This is a genomic window from Serratia sp. JUb9 (assembly GCF_014298095.1).
GTDB lineage: Bacteria > Pseudomonadota > Gammaproteobacteria > Enterobacterales > Enterobacteriaceae > Serratia_B > Serratia_B rhizosphaerae.
The window spans coordinates 4,401,172-4,418,679 of the sequence record NZ_CP060416.1; the positions used below are offsets into that span (position 1 = coordinate 4,401,172).

Sequence of the window (17,508 nt, forward strand, 5' to 3'; positions counted from 1 at the left end):
GTAACACGGGCCGTCGCGCATCCTGCCCGGTCTGTTTACCGCAGCCGTAGCGATTGAACTTCCCCGTTTTTGCGAGCATGATCGCAATAACATCAGCCCGTTAAGCGGTTCATCCCTATGACAACATTTGCAGCATTACAATCGGCCATCTCTAACGTTTCGGTATGGCGTCAGGGCGACGTGTGCGCGCCGCATAAACCCTTATTGCTGCTGTATGTGCTGTCGCAGTACAAAGCCGGCCACCCGCGCCTGTTTAACTATGGCCGGGAGATCCATGAGCCGCTGACCCGGCTGCTGAAAGAGTTCGGCCCCAAGCGCCGTACCGACTACCCCAATATGCCCTTCTGGCGCCTGAGGAGCGACGGGTTCTGGGAGATCGCCAATGCGGAGAGCTGTAAGCCGCGCAAGGGGAACACTCAGCCCACCAAAAAGGAGCTGATTGATAATCAGGTTGCCGGCGGCTTTGATGAGTTGCACTACCGGCGACTGCAGGAACATCCGCAGGAGATCGATAAGCTGGCGCAACAGATCCTGACCGATCGCTTCCCTGAAAGCGTCCAGCGCATTCTGGCCAATCAGCTGGGCTTTGATTTTATCGACCGTTCCAACAACCGCGATCCACGCTTTCGGGAGATCGTGCTGCGCGCCTACCACTCCCGCTGCGCCTTCTGCGGTTACGATCTGCGACTGGACGGCGCTCTGGTCGGCATTGAGGCTGCGCATATTCATTGGAAGGTGTACGGCGGCCCGTGCGTGATCAGCAACGGAATAGCGCTGTGCTCGCTGCATCACTCCGCCTTTGATATGGGCGCATTTGGGCTGGATGAATATATGACGATCCGTATCTCCGGCGGCGTAAGCCGCAGCCCGGTGGTAGATCAGCTGTTCTGGCAGAAGAACCAACAGCGGCTGTTATTGCCCCAAGACAAGGCGCTATGGCCTGCGGAGCAGTACGTCGGCTGGCACCGAAAGCAGATTTTTAAGGCTTGAGATAAAGCCGCGCGATGGATGGCGGCTGGCGTGCTGTTGCTTAGTGTGTTGCTGTTTGGCCAAGAGCCATCGAGCGCACCGTCTGCAGGAAATCATGCGCCGTGGTCTCCCACAGCTGCGGCGAAAAATCAAAGCCATAACGCTGCGTAAACGCTTCCTCTAGTCGATCCTGATAACTATTCAGGAAGGCATCAACCTCATCTGCCAGTTCCTTCAGTACTTCGTCAGACGCCGTCTGCTTGAACAGGGCGATAATCCCTTCGATTGAGTCTTCACCCTCGTTGATCAGGTCGGCGTCTTGGTTGAAGTAGCCTTGGATCAGCTGGTCAAGATAATAAAAGTTTTGCATACGTTGCCTACGGTGTTGGGAATGCGGTGAGGATATAATATGGCTTGCCATTATATTCTTGTAAATCGAGCACTATTCTGACGGAGCGCATGTAAATTCAACATCTTACTATTCGTGTAACCAGCGGTTTATTATACAAAAAAATTTAAATTTCTTGTTATGCATTCTTTATTTTATGGGAATTAGCTCATATTAAGTGATGGGCATCACAAAAATAAAGAAACTACTGGATCATAAACATACAACAGCGAATCATCATCCACTGATGAGGTTACCCGTTCACATTATGGAATAACTTTACAGCATGGAAGAGAAAAGCAACCAGCGCACCAGTCGCTATATTTCAGCAAGGAACCAGCACCCTGCATGGGTATTACTTGCCGCCCATCGCGCACCGCTGGTACTAAGCTGCCTCAAAACGCTATTTGAAAAATCGCACGACGGCATTCTGTTGGAAGAGGCTATCCAGTCGTTATCTGGCATTCTTAGCGCCCATGCAGGACAAAGCCAGTATGAAATCATGCCGGAAAACACGCCATTACAGGCCAGTCGTGAATTAAGAGAATGGATTAAACGTCGCCTAATCATTGAGCGCGATGGACGACTGTTCGCCACCGATGCACTGGAGGTCGCACTCACCTTTGTTGATACATTGGATAACCGTTTTATGACCTCTACCGCATCACGCTTATCCACTGTTCAGCGCGAAATCGAAAACCTGGAAACCCGACTCAACCCTAACCCAGCCAACCGTATTTCCACACTGCGCCGCCGTATTGCCGAGTTGGAACGCGAGCTGCAACAGGCAGAAGCTGGAAACATAGAGATCCTTGATCGCCATCAGGCGGTTGAACATATTCGCGAAGTATTTAACTTGGCCAGCGGCCTGAAGGCCGATTTTCGTCGTGTAGAAGATTCCTGGCGTGAAGCCGATCGTGCGCTACGTCAATCGATCATCGGCGAGCAATATCATCGCGGTGAGATCGTAGAACGTTTGCTAAACGATCAGGAAGCACTGCTGAATACTGCCGAAGGAAGAGTCTTCGACAGTTTTCAACAACAGCTTCGTCAACCCGGAGCGTTAACCACAATGAGCGAGCAACTGCGCGTTATCCTCAGCCATCCCGCAGCGGAAAGCGCTCTCAGCCGTATACAGCGTCATGATTTGCGCTGGTTGGTAAAACGGTTGGTGGATGAATCGCAAAGCGTTCTCCAGGCACGTTCACGCAGTGAGCGAGACGTGCGCGGCTTTATGAAAACTGGCCTTGCCGCTGAGCACCATCGCGTTGGACAGTTGCTCAATACGCTGCTAGGTCTGGCCACTGAAATCGACTGGCAGCGCCAGGCGATACGTAAAAAAGAAGTGCCGCTCCCCGCAGTGGGCGTACCTGTAACGGGGATCCCCGCTATTGAGCGTTTGCGCTTTAAAGAAGCGGATAATGATGCGGAACAAGCGCTAGATCTAAGTAACCATGCCACCGACCTGACCCAGATTGGCAATGATTTCTGGGATGCGTTTAATGGCTTAGATCGTCAAGCGCTGATCCAACAAACCCTGCATCTATTGGCGCAAGAACAACGGCCGGTCAGCCTTGCCGAACTGGCAACATTGCTGCCCCCACTCCATGATCTAGAAACATTCGCCATCTGGATTAGCATGGCGAGAGAAGCCGGCATTAACGTCCAGGACGAGCAACGTGAATACGTTGAACTTAACGATGGCGTGAACCGCTGGCGGTTTAATCTGCCTTTAACCGGGCTGGACATTCAGTCTTTAAAAGATATTGATTGGGAGTTATAGCCATGGCAGGTTTTTTTGACAGACTCGTTAGCCAAAATAATGACGTAAACTCAGACAGCGAATTGATACAGCAGAGCGATAACACCAGCGAACAAGTAGTCGAAGAAAACAACGGTGGTGAAACACGTAACACACAAAAAAAACTGCGCGAAGCAACACAGGAACTGCTTAAGTATGGCCTGCTGGAAGAAGCCAGCAAACCTAACCTTTACCACATTGCTCTGGCTCATTCCGACGAGGTACGCAACATCCTGGAGCCGCTCGATCTGACTATCGGCATCGATGAGATTCGCGGTTTACTGTATGTCAAAGTCAGGCTTGACGAAACCGCAGAAAGCGATGAATGGTCACATCCGTTAGTTCGGCGGCAACGGCTGAACCTGGAGCAATCTTTACTCATTGCCATCCTACGCCAGCATTTTATTGCCTGGGAGCAAGAAAGTGGTACCGGCGCCAGCCAGGCGCTTATCTCCATTGACGATATTATTCCACAGTTACGCATCTATCTTGGCGATCCAGGCAGCGAGTCTAGAGAACGTAACCGATTGAGTACTCTGTTGGATCAACTAAAAGGTCATGGTCTTGTCACTTCGCCTGACGCCCATGAACAATTCACTATTCGTCCAATTATCGCCCACCTTGCCGACCCGATAAATCTGCAAGCTCTGATCGCTTGGTTACAAGAACAGCTTAACGCTCAAGCATCCCCTGATGGCGAATCTAACAAGGATGATAGAAAAGAGGAGAGGAAGCATGAACCAGGACATTCATCTGACGAATAACAACACCTTTATCCTCACGGATATTGCATTGTTCAATTGGGGAGGATTCCAAGGGTTACACCACGCAACACTGGACCCCGCAGGTACCGCAGTCATCGGCCCCACCGGCAGCGGAAAAACTACCTTGGTTGACGCGCTGATGACCCTTCTCTGCGCGAACCCCAGATATAACCTGGCTTCAACCGGAGGCCATGAGAGTGACCGCGATCTTTTATCCTACGTTCGGGGCGTTTCCGGCCCAGGGGACGGAAAAGAAGGCCTCTCACATATTGCCAGACCGGGCAAAACCGTCACCGGTATCTCTGCAACGCTGAAAAACGGAGAGAAACAGGTTCAGTTGGGGGGGCTGTTCTGGTTCGACAGCGCCAGTTCCAGCGTAACGGATATGAAAAGGCTCTGGCTATTTAGCGATGCTCCTGAGCATACGCTGGAGCGCTGGCTGAATGTCTACCATGACGGCGGCACCCGGTCACTGAAGCAAATGGAAAAAGGATCAACCGGCATCTGGACATGGTCGAATAAAAAACAGTATCTGGCACGTCTACGTGACTACTTCGAGGTAGGGGAAAACGCCTTTACCCTGCTAAACCGAGCAGCGGGATTAAAACAATTAAACAGTATTGATGACCTATTCCGCGAACTGGTGCTTGACGATCACGCGGCCTTTGACCGCGCAGCGGAAGTCGCCAACAGTTTCGATGACCTGAGTGAAATCCACCAGGAGCTGGAGATCGCCCGCAAGCAGCAACACGCCTTACAGCCCATCTCATCGAGCTGGAATAAGTATCAGCAGCAACAAACACAGTTAGCCAAACGGCAACGCTTGGAGTCACTGCTGCCCATTTGGTTCGCAGAGCAAGCACACGCGCTGTGGCAACAGGAGGCGGAGCGGTTAGAACACGCGCTTGATGCTGCAGAAACCGATGAAAAACAGCTGCAAATACAGATTGCGACACAGAAACGCGTAGTGGCTGACTGTATGCAGCATTTTCTCCAAGTCGGTGGCGCAAACATCAATGAGTTAAATGAGCGCATTGACGACTGGCAACAAACTCTCCACAGCCGTAAATCCCAGGCGCACCAATACCAACAATTAACCAAAAAACTTGGACTACACGCTGAGCTAAGCGCACAGCGACTCGCTGAAAACCAGCTTGCTGCTGCGGCTAAAAGCCAAGAAATCGCCGGTGAGATAGAGGAAAAACAGGAAGATGCATTTCAAAAAGGCGTAATACACCGCTCTTTAACGATACAGTTACAGGACCTGGCAGCAGAAAAAGCTGATATAGCTCGCCGTCCGGACTCCAACCTGCCAGCAAACTACCAGACGTTTCGTAGCGAGTTGGCGGAGGCCCTAAATGTTGACGAAGCCCAGCTCCCTTTTGTCGCCGAGCTGATCCAGGTGAAACCCGAAGAGGCCGCCTGGCGCGGTGCGATTGAACGGGCCACAGGTAGCCAACGGTTACGTATTCTGGTTGCACCGGAATCCTTGCCGCAGGCCTTACGTTGGGTAAACCAGCGCCATAACAACCTGCATGTCCGCCTGCTGGAAGTTAAATTACCGCATACGGCAACCACGTTTTTCGATGATGGCTTTACACGCAAATTGCAATGGAAAGATCATCCCTGGCGAGACGCGGTAAAAGCGCTGTTAGCGAACATCGACCGTCACTGCGTCGATAACCCGGAACAGCTGCGCACTTTGCCACATGCGATGACCGTTCAAGGGCTAATGTCCGGCAAGCAACGCTTTTATGATAAGCAGGACCAACAGCATCTCGACCGCGGCTGGTTAACCGGATTTGATAACCGGGATCGTATGGAGTTTCTCACCCGGGAAATAGAACATATTCAAGTACAAGTTAATGCTGCCAAACAAGCATTACAAACCGCAGAAGGAGAAAAAGGGCAACTACAAGCCCAAAATGCACTGTTGGAATCCATTCAGCAACTAGAATTCGACCGTATCGACCTTCCCGGCGCAGAGCAACAGTTAGCCTTGCTCAAGGAGCGATTGGCCTATTTGACCCGGCCTGACTCCGATGCTAAAGCGGCCGAACAGGCTTTGCACCAAGCGGAAAATAAACGTGATAAGATCGAGACGCAACAGCGGAGCTTACTCAAAGATATTGGCGGGCTGGAAAAGAAACTTGAAGCCGCACGGTTGGCAAAGCAGCAAGCTCAGCAAGTTAGCCAACAAGGTTTGTCAGACGATAATCGGGCATTAAGCGCCGAGCGTTTTCCTACCTTAGAGATAGCGCAACTGCCGGACATCGCTCGGTTAGAACGCCAACAGGAACTGAAGCTCCAACAAGAAATCGATGAGGTCAACAATGAGTTAAATTCCCTAACAGGGGAACTCATCCGGCGCATGTCTGCCGCCAGACAGGTAGATACCGGCGCACTCTCCGAGGTCGGTACCGATCTGGAAGATATTCCCGCTTATTTACAACGTCTGGATGCACTAACGGAAGAAGCCCTGCCCGAAAAACTCAACCGCTTTCTCGACTACCTGAATCGCTCGTCCGATGAGGGCGTCACACAACTGCTCAGCCACATCGAACATGAAGTGTTAATGGTTGAGGAACGCCTGAGCGAATTAAACGCCACCATGTTCAGGGTCGATTTCCAACCTAACCGCTATTTACGCCTGGAAACCAGAAAAGTCATTCATGAAAGTTTACGCACACTTGAAAAAGCACAGCGTCAACTCAACGCCGACCGTTTTATCGATGACAATGGCGAGAGCCACTATAAAGCCCTACGCACATTGGTCGCTTTACTGCGCGACGCCTGTGAAAGACACCGGACCTTGAGCGCAAAAGCGCTTTTGGACCCGCGCTTTCGGCTTGAATTCGCCGTGTCAGTGATAGACCGCCAGACTGGTGAAGTCATTCAATCGCAAAAGGGTTCACAAGGCGGTAGCGGCGGCGAGAAAGAGATTATCGCCTCCTACGTGCTGACCGCATCACTTAGCTACGCACTATGCCCAAAAGGAAGCAGCCGCCCGCTGTTCGGCACCATCGTACTTGATGAGGCATTTTCCCGCAGTTCACACGCCGTTGCCGGCAGAATCATCGCCGCGCTTAAAGAATTTGGCCTGCACGCCATCTTTATCACCCCCAATAAAGAAATGCGTCTGTTACGCCAGCACACACGTTCGGCCATCGTCGTCCACCGGCGCGGTGCAAATTCCAACATGGCCTCGCTCAGTTGGGAAGAACTGGAACAGCACTCTCAACGGCGTGAGGAGAGTACGCCGTGAACGCGCCTGGCGATCTGCGTAAAAAACTGACCCGGCAGTGGTATAACGCCAAAGTCCGATCCGAGCGATTACTTTTTCCACATTGCTGGCCACTGCGTCTGTCTATCGGTTCCCCCACACCTAAAGCATTAGCCGAACGTCCTCAGCGCGTGCAACAACATATTCAGCTATGGCGACAGGTGGATAATGGACAGGTTGAATGGGGAGCAATCAGCTATCGGGCCAGCGCCGCGCCGATAGAGATGCCGCTACGCTGGATCCTGAATGGGCCTTCCGATTGGGTGAAGGCAGCGGCCGACCCAAACGTCAGTCAGGAGTTTCGCCTGCTTGAGGAAATCATTGAACACGTTGACACAGTTTTTCATCCACTATTAATCCGGCAGCGCTCACTGTGGCACTATCGCGATCCACAAGAGGTTATTACCGCCGCCAAACTGGCCCTGCGCTTGACGCCAGGCTGCGCGAAAGGACGGCCATTGAGGTTAATTTCAGGGCAAGGGGTTGATACCAAATTTATCGAAAAAAATACGCCATTACTAACCCGGCTATTAGACGAACGCTTTGCCGGGGAAGTTAGCGAACAAGGGTTAACCACCTTTCTGGATGCATACGATGAAAACAGCCATTGGGTGCTTATAACACCGCTATCAGCGGGGTTATTACCCTTCAAAAGAAGCAAAATCACCACGGCAGAGTTGGCAACGACGCCATTACCGGCATCACGCGTATTGGTTGTTGAAAACGAAAAATGCTTGCACCAGCTTACCGAGTTAGCGGATACGATCGCCATTTTAGGCGCGGGCCTCGACTTACAATGGTTATCCGCCCCAAGTTTTGACGATAAATCCATCGCCTACTGGGGAGATATGGATAGCTGGGGGCTATTGATGCTGGCCAAGGCCAGACAGTATCGCCCAACTGTATCCCCGCTACTGATGAACCGCGAACTGTTTGATCACTATGCCGAGCATAGCGCAGTTTATGAACCAATAACGGCGCAGGAAACACCGCCGGAAGGATTACTGCACGAGGAGGCCGAGTTTTATCGTTATTTAATCGCACAACAGCGCGGCCGGCTTGAACAAGAGTTTATTCCCGTTGATGTCGTTTTGTCCGCTTTAAGAGATTGGGTTGATGGGATCAGGTGATTTAACGTAAGCGATGGCTCGTCCAACTAAAATAGTGGAATAAAGTTGCTTGGTATAAACGTTAAACGCCAATAATCTGCCTCACCTGGTTGGAAAACCCATTGAAAATGGCGCTGCTGATACGTAGTAAAAATCTGGTGCCAACTCTGCCTTAACTGAGGTAATAACAGGTGGCAACTAAAACCAGGTTAAACCATCATCAATGTGAGTTCGTGGATTCCACACAAGCAACCACTCCATGAACTAATAAATCTAGTAAATTATTTATAAGCTAATCAAAATTAGCAAGATCAAGATGGTGCTAATAAATGTGAAATAAACCATTTATATCTAGCTGTATTTGATATTATAATCAAAGGATTGATGGTCAAAGCCCACATAATTGTACAGTGTAACAAAGTAGTTATCCAAAAACCAAATCGTGATTATCACAGGAATCAGAATGTTAGCGCAGATTTTTGAGAACTTTTTTCAGTCGATAGACTCCACCCTTATCACAAACATTTTTATCTGGGCTGTTATTGTTATATTTTTTACAGCATGGTGGTGCGATAAGAAAAACATACATAGTAAATTCAGAGAATATGCCCCTACATTAATGGGTGCATTAGGTATATTGGGTACTTTTACCGGAATTATTATTGGGTTGCTTAATTTCAATACAGAAAGTATAGACACCAGTATTCCTGTATTATTAGGTGGTCTCAAGACAGCATTTATTACTAGTATTGTTGGGATGTTTTTCGCAATACTTTTTAATGGACTCGATGCTTTCTTTTTTGCTAACAAGCGTAATTCACTGGAGGAAAGTACTCCAGAATCAGTCACACCTGAACATATTCATCAAGAACTAAAAGAACAAAACAAAAATTTTTCAAAATTAATATCGAGTATGAGTGGTAATGAAGAAGGCTCTCTAATTACTCAAATTAAATTATTACGCAATGAGATAAATGATAACTCTCGCTCTCAACTCACTTACCATACAGATTTCAGCAATAAACTCTGGGAACAATTACAAAAATTTGCAGATCTAATGGCAAAAGGTGCAACAGAGCAAATTATCGAAGCTCTCAAGCAGGTTATTGTTGATTTCAATAACAATTTAACTGAACAGTTTGGCGAAAATTTCAAAGCACTTGACGCATCTGTTAAAAAGTTGGTTGACTGGCAGGAGAATTATAAAAATCAAATAGCGTTAATGGGAGAACAATATCAACAAAGCGTTGAATCTTTAGTGGAAACGAGAAAATCTGTTGCTGGCATTTGGGAAGAATGTAAAGAAATCCCACTTGCGATGTCTGAGCTACGTGATGTTCTGCAGGTAAATCAGCATCAGATTAGTGAACTTTCTCGTCATCTGGAAGCATTTTCCGCAATACGTGATAAAGCAACGGATGTCTTACCTGAGATTCAGACAAAAATGACTGAAGTAGGGGAAATGCTAAAATTGGGAGCAGCAAGTGTCAGCACTTCTCTTGAACAAACTAGTCAACAAATACTGACCAATGCTGATTCTATGCGCGTAGCTCTTGATGAAGGTACAGAAGGTTTCAGACAATCAGTGACACAGACACAGCAAGCTTTTGCATCAATGGCGCATGATGTCAGTAATTCTTCAGAAACTCTTACCAGTACACTGGGTGATACTATTACTGAGATGAAACAAAGTGGTGATGAGTTCCTTAAATCTCTAGAGGTTCATTCCAAAGAATTGCACCATAGTATGGAACAAAATACGAAAAGTATTATTGATATGTTCAGTAAAACAGGTGATAGATTTAATCAACAATTATCCAGCAATGCCGAGAATATGTTGGGTACCATGCAAACCTCATTTGATAAAGCGAGTACTGGCCTAACATCGCAGGTAAAAGAATCTATTGAGAAATTTGGTAGTGCAATTAACGAACAATTACATGCTTTCGAACAGGCAACAGAACGTGAGATGAACCGTGAGATGCAGGAATTGGGTAAGGCTCTTCTCGCAATCAGTAAAGGTTTTGTCGGTAACTACGAGCGACTAATCAAAGAGTATCAGACCGTTATGGGGCAATTACAATCATTAATTTCGACAAAACCGAATCGTGGGTAATCACTAATGGATAACATCATTGGTAAACAGGCCTCAAATAAAGATCAAGATAATGAACATTGGGTTTCTATGTCAGACTTAATGGCGGGCCTGATGATGGTATTTATGTTCATTTCCATTGCTTATATGCACTATGTACGCATAGAAAAAGAAAAAATAAAAGAAGTTGCTGTAGCCTATGAAAATGCTCAGCTACAACTTTACAATGCCTTAGATATTGAATTTGCGAAGGATTTACCAGCCTGGGATGCTGAGATTGATAAGCAGACTCTTGAGGTTCGTTTTAAATCACCCGATGTTTTATTTGGTTTAGGTAGCACAGAACTTAAACCAAAATTTAAACAGATCCTCGATGATTTCTTCCCCCGATACCTAAATGTTCTGGATAAATATCAAGAACATATTACAGAGGTACGTATTGAAGGGCATACTAGTACTGACTGGACCGGCACCTCCAATCCTGATGTTGCCTATTTTAATAACATGGAGCTTTCTCAGGGGCGTACACGAGCAGTGTTACAATATGTCTATGGATTAAAATATAATTCGGCTGAAAAGAAATGGGTGAAAAGCAAATTTGCTGCCGTTGGATATTCTTCTGCACACCCTATCCTCAAAAAATCTGGTCAGGAAGATCCCAACCGTTCTCGTCGCGTAACATTTAAAGTTGTGACTAATGCCGAGTTACAGATCAGAAAGATCATTCAGGAGTAAGAGATGAAATTATCTATAGATATTTCTGAATTGATTCAGTTAGGAAAAAAAATGCTTCCTGAAGGTGTTGACTTCTTCCTAGATGAAACACCTATTATCTTTGATCCTATAGATATTGAACTATCAGCAGGAAAAGAAATTAGTATTTCCGATCTTGATCCTGGTAGTAGCCTAATATCCTACCAGGGACGCCAGGTTCTTTTATATATTAGAGATCACACCAATAGTTATGATGCAGCCATTGAAGATGGTAAAAAAGGGAAGCGATTCCATATTGCCTGGTGTAAAACATTAGATAGCATGCGTCAAAAAAATCGATTTGAACGGTACCATGCAACAAATCGTGTTGATGGTTTATTCGAAATTGATGATGGGTTAGGTCGTAGTCAAGATGCAACACTGAGAGTTTGTATGAACTGTCTGGAACGACTTAACTATAAAGGAAGTATTGATAAACAACAGAAAAAATCAATATTTAACTCATTCTCTTTGGATGAGTTTTTTTTAAATTATAGTACCTGTTTCCGCCATATTCCGAAAGGGATTCATGACAAGTCGAATAGCGGCTATGTGAAGAATTGGAAGGAAATATCAAAAAGTACTCGAGACAATGCTAATTACATATGTAGTGATTGTGGCGTAAACTTAATTTCATCTAAAAAACTGTGCGATGTTCATCATAAAAATGGAGTCAAATATGACAACTCAGCAGAAAATCTAATTGTTTTGTGTAAAGATTGCCACCGAAAGCAACCTATGCATGCATGGATATTTATTGCTCAATCAGATATGGAAATAATCCAACGGTTACGTTCCCAGCAAGGGTTATTAAAAACAGAATCATGGAAAGATGTTTATGATATCACCGACCCATCTATTCATGGCGACATTCACATCATGCAGAATAAAGGATATCCACAACCCATTATAGGTTTAGTCCTAAATAATTCAAAGGGTGAAGCTATAACCACTGTAGCTGCTGCATGGCCGTCTATAAAGATCGCAATAAACCTAACAGCCGTAGAAGTAGAAGGATGGCAAGTTTTCACTGTAGGGGAACTAGTTAAAGAAATACAATCAGGGGTTAATTTTTAATTATACCTGCCTAATAGTGAATTGACGGTAATTAATTATATAATCCACTGTCAATTCATTATTCCGCCAGAGTTGACAATTTAAAAAAACGATTCATAAGTTATATTGATAATAGTAATTACCAAAATAATTAACCGAATATTTAAATTTTATCTTTAGTTATATAGATAGTTTCACTTTACATCCATATGAATATTTATAGTTCTTATTTAGTTTTCTATCTCAAACCGAAGATGCGGCATCTGTGTTTTCCCATTCCCCTCATAAACCACAGAATTACTAAAAGAAAACACCCGGCCACTGTACTTAATACTGATAGTATCGCCATCAGCACTAACATTGGTAGCGCTGCCCGCTGCGACCAGAAATGGAACTGTAAATAGACCCACTTTAGTTCCATGCACTTTTTGAGATCTCGGCCTGGTAATGCTGTTGGCGATACTCCTCCGGTGTCATATTATTCAGCGATTCATGCGGGCGTTCACAGTTATATTCTGACAACCATTTCTCCGTGAGCTCACGCACTTCATTCAGTGTTCGGAACAGATAAAAATCGAGTACTTCTGTACGGTATGTCCGGTTAAAACGTTCAATAAAAGCATTCTGTGTTGGTTTCCCTGGCTTGATAAATTCCAGCTTTACTGCATGCCTTTCTGCCCATTCAGCCAGTGTCAGAGAGATAAATTCCGGGCCATTATCCATGCGAAGCATTATCGGATAGCCACGGTTTGCCGCTATCCTGTCGAGAACACGAACCACTCGCTGGGCGGGTAGGTTCAGGTCTATTTCAATCGTCAGTGCCTCTCGATTAAAGTCATCGACGACATTGAACGTGCGAAAACGACGACCGCAGATCAGGGCGTCATGCATGAAGTCAACAGACCAGCTCTGGTTCAACGCTTCAGGCGTAGCGAGCGGTGATGGATTACGTACCGGCAGACGCTGCTTGCCTTTGCGACGAAAATTCAGCTTCAGTAGACAGTAAATACGGTGGACCCTTTTGTGATTCCACGGATATCCCTGCCGTCGCAGGACCTGAAACAACTTTGGAAAACCATAGCGTGGATACCGTTCGGCGGCAGCCTGTAAGGCGGAAATAACAGGCTCGTCACGCGTAGTATTCGGGCGGTAATGGTAAACCGTTCTGCTCAGGTTTAGGCTCCGGCAGGCCTGACGGATACTCAGTCCAAACGTCGTTATCAGATGTGTGACCAGCTCACGCTTAAAGGCTGGTTTCAAAGTTTTTTTTCGATAACGTCTTTCAATGCCCGGTTCTCAAGGCTGATGTCGGCAAACATCTGCTTGAGACGTCGGTTCTCGTCCTCAAGATCTTTTATTTTTTTAATATCAGAAGCTTCCATGCCACCGTATTTAGACTTCCAATTGTAGTAAGTCGCTTCAGAGATACCTGCCTCGCGGCAAACATCCTTAACAGTTCGTCCGGCTTCAACGGACTTAATCACGGCGATGATCTGATGCTCAGTAAAACGGGCTTTACGCATAGCGATCTCCTTCGTTGACAGAGTGAGTATGCCGGAAGATCTCTAAATGTGAATGGTTCGATTATGCGGGGTACTTACACCGGTAACTATGTAAACCGGCCAGCCCGAAGGCTGCCCCGCCTGAGCCACCATTGATTGACTGCTGCGGTAGCATAACATCCACCGCGCAAAAAATGAGCGTACAAAGGCTGCGACGAAAAAAAACACGCCTGGCGCGTGTTGTGTCGCCATAGTTAAACACGGGTTCCTACGCCCGGCTGCCGATTTTGCGGCAGCGAGGGGACTATAGCGCAGGGCCGGACGTGGGGGCAAGCCGTAAGACGCCCCCGGACGTTCAATCGATCGCATAGTGATCAACAGTCGGTAAGCTGGTCGTTGCGAGTATCGGCAGCCGCGCAGGTCAGCGGCACCGGCCCGGCACGGAACAGGCGCGGCTCGGCCTGGCGACTCGCCAGACGAATAACGCCGTGTTTTTCACTGCGGTGCTCCGGCAAGACGACGCCAGGCTCTTTACGCTGCAACAGAATAGCTTCCGCCACAAACAGCGCGTCGCGCTCATCAAGGGTGAAATGCTGGCGACCAAAGGTTAGCTGCATCATGCGGCGGCCCCCTGGTGACGGTTAGCGATACGTTCGTCCATCCACTGCTCGACCTCGGAGGCCAGCCAGGCGACGTTTTTACCGCCGAGGGAGACCTGGGCCGGGAACTGCTTACGGCTCATCATCTCGTACACGGTGGAGCGGGACAGGCCGGTGGTGTAGAGCACTTCCGGCAAGCGAATAAAGCGCTCGCGCGGGGTGTAACCGCCAGGAATAACCGGCAATGGGGTGGATGGCGTGGGAGTGGAAACGGTCAACATAAAACGCTACCTCTTTGCGTCCGGCCAACGCTGGCCGGGACTGTGTGAACTTCGGTAGCGCCCTATTATGTGAATATTTACCGGGGTGGCAACAAGGCGTTGTTGTGTGGCCCGTCAAGAAATGTTCATAAAAACAAAAAATTATAATAGCTCAGCAATCCTCACTACTCCTCACCCTTCCTCAACATTGCCCCATCGTTTTCAACAATGAATTCACTGCTAATAAATAGGTAAAAACAGACTAACCACCGCTAGCCAGGGAAAAGGGCGTTTTGGGCCGGGTGAACAGTGGTGAACACCGGGTGAAGAGTTTAGCGAGAACTGTTCACTCACTTATCTACTGATTTATCTATGTTTTTTATTTGGGTGAACAGTAGTGAATAGTTTTAGGTAAAACTAAAAACGGCTTGATGGTTTTGTCATCAGCACTCAGGGCTGTTGTCCTGGGGACAGTCCAACCGGGATGAATGGCGATGTTGTACGGCGGTCAGCAGAATAGCTTCACATTGACTGACACCGGAGACACGACCATGAGCACCACCGCCTTACCGAAATACATCACCGATAAACTGCAAGCCCTGCGTGACGCTCGCGCCGCCCACGACAAAAACTACCGGGCGTTGACCGATGTCGTGACGGGCATTGCTCGCTGCCACCAACAGAAGAAAGACACCGAAGTGCAGAGCCAGGAGGCAGAAAGCCAGTGGCGCACCCTGTTTCGCAAACTGCGCGGAGAAATGACGCCGGAACTGCAAGCGCAGCACCACAGTCGGATTTCCAAGCGGGAGCTGGCGAAAGAGTTCGACGGCCTGATTGAGGAGATGGAGCTGGACAAAATGCAGCTTCACCTCAGCTGCGGCGGCACGGCCCCGAAGGTGGTGAGCGCGCACAAAGACGCCCTCACGACCTTTGCGGCTCATGCGATGCATCAGGCCGTGGATGCGCTGAGCAAGGCGCTTATCAGCCCCGACGTTATCAAGGCTTGCGCACTGGCTTCACGGGCTTACGGCGTCTATGCGGACAATCCGATGAAAATGATTGAGCTACAGGTACTGGGCACGCTACAAGGCCGCATTCGCGCTACCATGGCTACGCAAAATATCGACCACCCGGTGCTGAATGAGATTGGCCTGACGATACCGCAAGAAACCGGCGTATTGCCGGAACTGCAAAGCAGCCCAATTCGCCGGACGCAAGTGGCAAGAGAACTGGCGGAAAAACGCCGTCTGCTGCAAGAGAAAGGGGCCCAATCATGATGCGCTGCCCGCTGTGCACCCATGCGTCCTATACTCGCACCAGTCGCTATATCACGGAGAGGACAAAAGAGGCGTATTACCAATGTCAGAGCCTGACCTGTTCTTGCACATTCAAGACGGTGGAAAGCGTCGATAAAATCCTGTGTCAGCCGATACAGGCGCAACCGGCCGACGAGAACGCCCCGCCGCCGCCAAAGGAACGGACATTGAACCGCTATCGCCGCTACAACAGCAATCCAACCCTGCACTAAGCGCCCTCCTCAGCCCCGCCGCTCTCGACAGCATCGCGGGGCATTCCCCTTCCGCCTCGCCCAAAACAGCCTTTTTCCTGGCTAGCCAGCCTCAAATTGCGCGTGCATGCATAGGGTGCATGATTTTGCATGCAAGAAAATGCACTTTTCATCCCCTACCGCACCAGTACTGGCGCGGCCTGCGGCCGTTCATGCAACTGCATGAAAAGCGACACATGAAGCGCGCAGGCGAGGCGGGGGAAGTATTGCGCGCCATAGAGAAAACAAATTATGTTTTAGGCAAAAAATGTAAGTATGTGGGTAGGCTATCGTTCCTTACTTCGACTTGGTAGTATACTCTTTATGATGTTTCTCAGGCTTAGAAATGCTTGTTTAACAAATTGATAATTAAGTAATTTCAAAAAGGATTAAAGATGGCCAGAGGCGAGTTAATGAAAAAACTTTTGGCTAGCTACGGCAATGACTCAGAATTTCGCTCGGTAGCTGAAAGAATTATTAGTGAAGAAGAAAAAAAGAATAATAAAGTATTAGCTAATAGTTTGAGACGAACTCTCGAAAACAGCCAAGCTATAGGTTCGAATTATTCTTTAAAAGGTCTGGAAAAGTTCGCCCCGACTCTTGAAGGTAAAAATGACTTTGTCGAAAGAGTTGAGCCAAGTAATTCCCACAAAGAATTAGTTCTATCTTTCGAAAATGTCAGAATACTTAAAGGATTAATTGAGGAGTATAGACATGCAGAAGCAATACGAAAAAATGGGCTATCGTTACGCACCAAGCTCCTTTTTTGTGGTCCTCCGGGCTGTGGTAAGACACTAAGCGCTGAGGTTTTTTCCTCTACACTAGGTCTTCCTATGTTTATAGTTAAGTTAGATAAGTTGATCTCATCTTATCTCGGCGAGACAGCCACTAATATTCGCTCCATATTTGAATTCGCGAATAACAAACCTTGCGTGCTTTTTTTAGATGAATTTGATGCAATTGCACGTTCACGTGAGGATGGAAACGAGCACAATGAACTTAAGAGAGTTGTTAATAGCCTTTTGCTATTTATTGAACGATTAGCTCCAAAAGGTTTTATGATTGCCGCAACCAATCTTGATAAAAGCATAGATCCAGCAGTATGGCGGCGTTTCGATGAAGTTGTTTGGTTCAAAAACCCCGATAAAGGGATGATTAAAAGGTTTTTGAAAAGCAGGCTTAAAAATGTTAACTATGATTTCAACCCAGATAATTTTATATTAAAGTTAGATAATATGAGTTTTTCAAGCTTAGAAAGAGTATTAAATCAAGCTATAAAAACCATGATTATAGGGAAGAAAAAAGTATTGAGTGAACGTTATTTAGTTGACGCGATCAATGATGAATATCGCAGGAATAGTGGTGTTGATAAAATGCGTTAAT

At 47.4% G+C, this 17,508-nt stretch carries 16 protein-coding genes and 1 pseudogene; 12 read left to right on the forward strand and 5 right to left on the reverse strand.

What is annotated here, in order from left to right; genetic code table 11:
- The first annotated feature begins 117 nt into the window (after positions 1-117).
- A complete protein-coding gene (locus HF675_RS20780) occupies positions 118-990 on the forward strand; it encodes a phosphorothioated DNA-binding restriction endonuclease (protein ID WP_187043701.1) in 873 nt (290 codons plus the stop codon).
- A gap of 40 nt (positions 991-1,030) precedes the next feature.
- Here HF675_RS20780 and HF675_RS20785 read toward each other — a convergent pair whose 3' ends face one another.
- Positions 1,031-1,339, reverse strand: coding sequence for a contact-dependent growth inhibition system immunity protein (locus HF675_RS20785; protein WP_187043702.1), 309 nt, complete (start codon positions 1,337-1,339; stop codon positions 1,031-1,033).
- 304 nt (positions 1,340-1,643) lie between these two features.
- Between HF675_RS20785 and HF675_RS20790 the strand changes: the two genes are divergently transcribed.
- From HF675_RS20790 to zorE, 8 genes and pseudogenes are all read left to right on the forward strand, one after another.
- A complete protein-coding gene (locus HF675_RS20790) occupies positions 1,644-3,140 on the forward strand; it encodes a DUF3375 domain-containing protein (protein ID WP_187043703.1) in 1,497 nt (498 codons plus the stop codon).
- Between the two features lie 2 nt (positions 3,141-3,142).
- Positions 3,143-3,922 (forward strand): DUF4194 domain-containing protein, encoded by a 780-nt coding sequence (locus tag HF675_RS20795; RefSeq protein ID WP_187043704.1) that lies wholly within the window; start codon positions 3,143-3,145, stop codon positions 3,920-3,922.
- Positions 3,894-4,721 (forward strand): annotated as a pseudogene (locus tag HF675_RS24005) (ATP-binding protein); the annotation flags it as partial. The gene HF675_RS20795 and the pseudogene HF675_RS24005, both read left to right, overlap by 29 nt.
- A gap of 1,131 nt (positions 4,722-5,852) precedes the next feature.
- Positions 5,853-7,187, forward strand: a complete 1,335-nt coding sequence (locus HF675_RS24010) for an SbcC/MukB-like Walker B domain-containing protein (RefSeq protein WP_370569847.1) — start codon at positions 5,853-5,855, stop codon at positions 7,185-7,187.
- Positions 7,184-8,335, forward strand: coding sequence for a Wadjet anti-phage system protein JetD domain-containing protein (locus HF675_RS20805; RefSeq protein ID WP_187043706.1), 1,152 nt, complete (start codon positions 7,184-7,186; stop codon positions 8,333-8,335). The genes HF675_RS24010 and HF675_RS20805 overlap by 4 nt, the downstream gene beginning before the upstream one ends.
- A 442-nt stretch (positions 8,336-8,777) precedes the next feature.
- On the forward strand, positions 8,778-10,430 hold the full coding sequence (gene zorA2, locus HF675_RS20810) for a type II Zorya anti-phage system protein ZorA2 (protein WP_187043707.1): 1,653 nt from the start codon (positions 8,778-8,780) through the stop codon (positions 10,428-10,430).
- Between the two features lie 6 nt (positions 10,431-10,436).
- Positions 10,437-11,144 (forward strand): type II Zorya anti-phage system protein ZorB2, encoded by a 708-nt coding sequence (gene zorB2, locus HF675_RS20815; RefSeq protein WP_187043708.1) that lies wholly within the window; start codon positions 10,437-10,439, stop codon positions 11,142-11,144.
- A gap of 3 nt (positions 11,145-11,147) precedes the next feature.
- A complete protein-coding gene (zorE, locus tag HF675_RS20820) occupies positions 11,148-12,239 on the forward strand; it encodes a type II Zorya anti-phage system protein ZorE (RefSeq protein ID WP_187043709.1) in 1,092 nt (363 codons plus the stop codon).
- Positions 12,240-12,629: 390 nt separating this feature from the next.
- On the opposite strand, the gene HF675_RS20825 is transcribed toward zorE, so the two are convergent.
- The 4 genes from HF675_RS20825 to HF675_RS20840 all read right to left on the reverse strand — a co-directional run bounded on the left by HF675_RS20825 (position 12,630) and on the right by HF675_RS20840 (position 14,600).
- Positions 12,630-13,741 (reverse strand): IS3 family transposase gene (locus HF675_RS20825; protein WP_370569823.1). Its coding sequence is split into 2 segments (ribosomal slippage): positions 12,630-13,480 and positions 13,480-13,741, totalling 1,113 coding nucleotides; the frame shifts between segments, so codons are not numbered across the junction.
- 42 nt (positions 13,742-13,783) lie between these two features.
- Positions 13,784-14,089: an ash family protein gene (locus tag HF675_RS20830; protein ID WP_187043711.1), complete on the reverse strand. Its 306-nt coding sequence runs from the start codon at positions 14,087-14,089 to the stop codon at positions 13,784-13,786.
- Positions 14,090-14,094: 5 nt separating this feature from the next.
- Positions 14,095-14,340: a hypothetical protein gene (locus HF675_RS20835; protein ID WP_033638862.1), complete on the reverse strand. Its 246-nt coding sequence runs from the start codon at positions 14,338-14,340 to the stop codon at positions 14,095-14,097.
- Positions 14,337-14,600: an AlpA family transcriptional regulator gene (locus tag HF675_RS20840; RefSeq protein ID WP_147824186.1), complete on the reverse strand. Its 264-nt coding sequence runs from the start codon at positions 14,598-14,600 to the stop codon at positions 14,337-14,339. The genes HF675_RS20835 and HF675_RS20840 overlap by 4 nt, the downstream gene beginning before the upstream one ends.
- A 530-nt stretch (positions 14,601-15,130) precedes the next feature.
- Between HF675_RS20840 and HF675_RS20845 the strand changes: the two genes are divergently transcribed.
- The 3 genes from HF675_RS20845 (at position 15,131) to HF675_RS20855 (ending at position 17,507) form a co-directional block, all read left to right on the forward strand.
- Positions 15,131-15,856 carry an NAD-dependent aldehyde dehydrogenase gene (locus HF675_RS20845; RefSeq protein WP_187043712.1) on the forward strand — a complete coding sequence of 242 codons (726 nt, stop codon included), beginning with the start codon at positions 15,131-15,133 and terminating at the stop codon, positions 15,854-15,856.
- Positions 15,853-16,107: an ogr/Delta-like zinc finger family protein gene (locus HF675_RS20850; protein ID WP_049296328.1), complete on the forward strand. Its 255-nt coding sequence runs from the start codon at positions 15,853-15,855 to the stop codon at positions 16,105-16,107. The genes HF675_RS20845 and HF675_RS20850 overlap by 4 nt, the downstream gene beginning before the upstream one ends.
- 413 nt (positions 16,108-16,520) lie before the next feature.
- Positions 16,521-17,507 carry an AAA family ATPase gene (locus HF675_RS20855; protein ID WP_187043713.1) on the forward strand — a complete coding sequence of 329 codons (987 nt, stop codon included), beginning with the start codon at positions 16,521-16,523 and terminating at the stop codon, positions 17,505-17,507.
- The last annotated feature ends 1 nt before the right edge of the window (position 17,508 follow it).

Bases quoted from the DNA above. Each gene is read 5' to 3' on its own strand.
- HF675_RS20845 (WP_187043712.1), top strand. From the start codon at position 15,131: ATGAGCACCACCGCCTTACCGAAATACATCACCGATAAACTGCAAGCC.
- HF675_RS20780 (WP_187043701.1), top strand. From the start codon at position 118: ATGACAACATTTGCAGCATTACAATCGGCCATCTCTAACGTTTCGGTA.
- HF675_RS20795 (WP_187043704.1), top strand. From the start codon at position 3,143: ATGGCAGGTTTTTTTGACAGACTCGTTAGCCAAAATAATGACGTAAAC.
- HF675_RS20835 (WP_033638862.1), bottom strand. From the start codon at position 14,340: ATGATGCAGCTAACCTTTGGTCGCCAGCATTTCACCCTTGATGAGCGC.
- HF675_RS20840 (WP_147824186.1), bottom strand. From the start codon at position 14,600: ATGTTGACCGTTTCCACTCCCACGCCATCCACCCCATTGCCGGTTATT.
- HF675_RS20855 (WP_187043713.1), top strand. From the start codon at position 16,521: ATGGCCAGAGGCGAGTTAATGAAAAAACTTTTGGCTAGCTACGGCAAT.
- zorA2 (WP_187043707.1), top strand. From the start codon at position 8,778: ATGTTAGCGCAGATTTTTGAGAACTTTTTTCAGTCGATAGACTCCACC.
- HF675_RS20830 (WP_187043711.1), bottom strand. From the start codon at position 14,089: ATGCGATCGATTGAACGTCCGGGGGCGTCTTACGGCTTGCCCCCACGT.
- zorE (WP_187043709.1), top strand. From the start codon at position 11,148: ATGAAATTATCTATAGATATTTCTGAATTGATTCAGTTAGGAAAAAAA.
- zorB2 (WP_187043708.1), top strand. From the start codon at position 10,437: ATGGATAACATCATTGGTAAACAGGCCTCAAATAAAGATCAAGATAAT.
- HF675_RS20790 (WP_187043703.1), top strand. From the start codon at position 1,644: ATGGAAGAGAAAAGCAACCAGCGCACCAGTCGCTATATTTCAGCAAGG.
- HF675_RS20850 (WP_049296328.1), top strand. From the start codon at position 15,853: ATGATGCGCTGCCCGCTGTGCACCCATGCGTCCTATACTCGCACCAGT.
- HF675_RS20785 (WP_187043702.1), bottom strand. From the start codon at position 1,339: ATGCAAAACTTTTATTATCTTGACCAGCTGATCCAAGGCTACTTCAAC.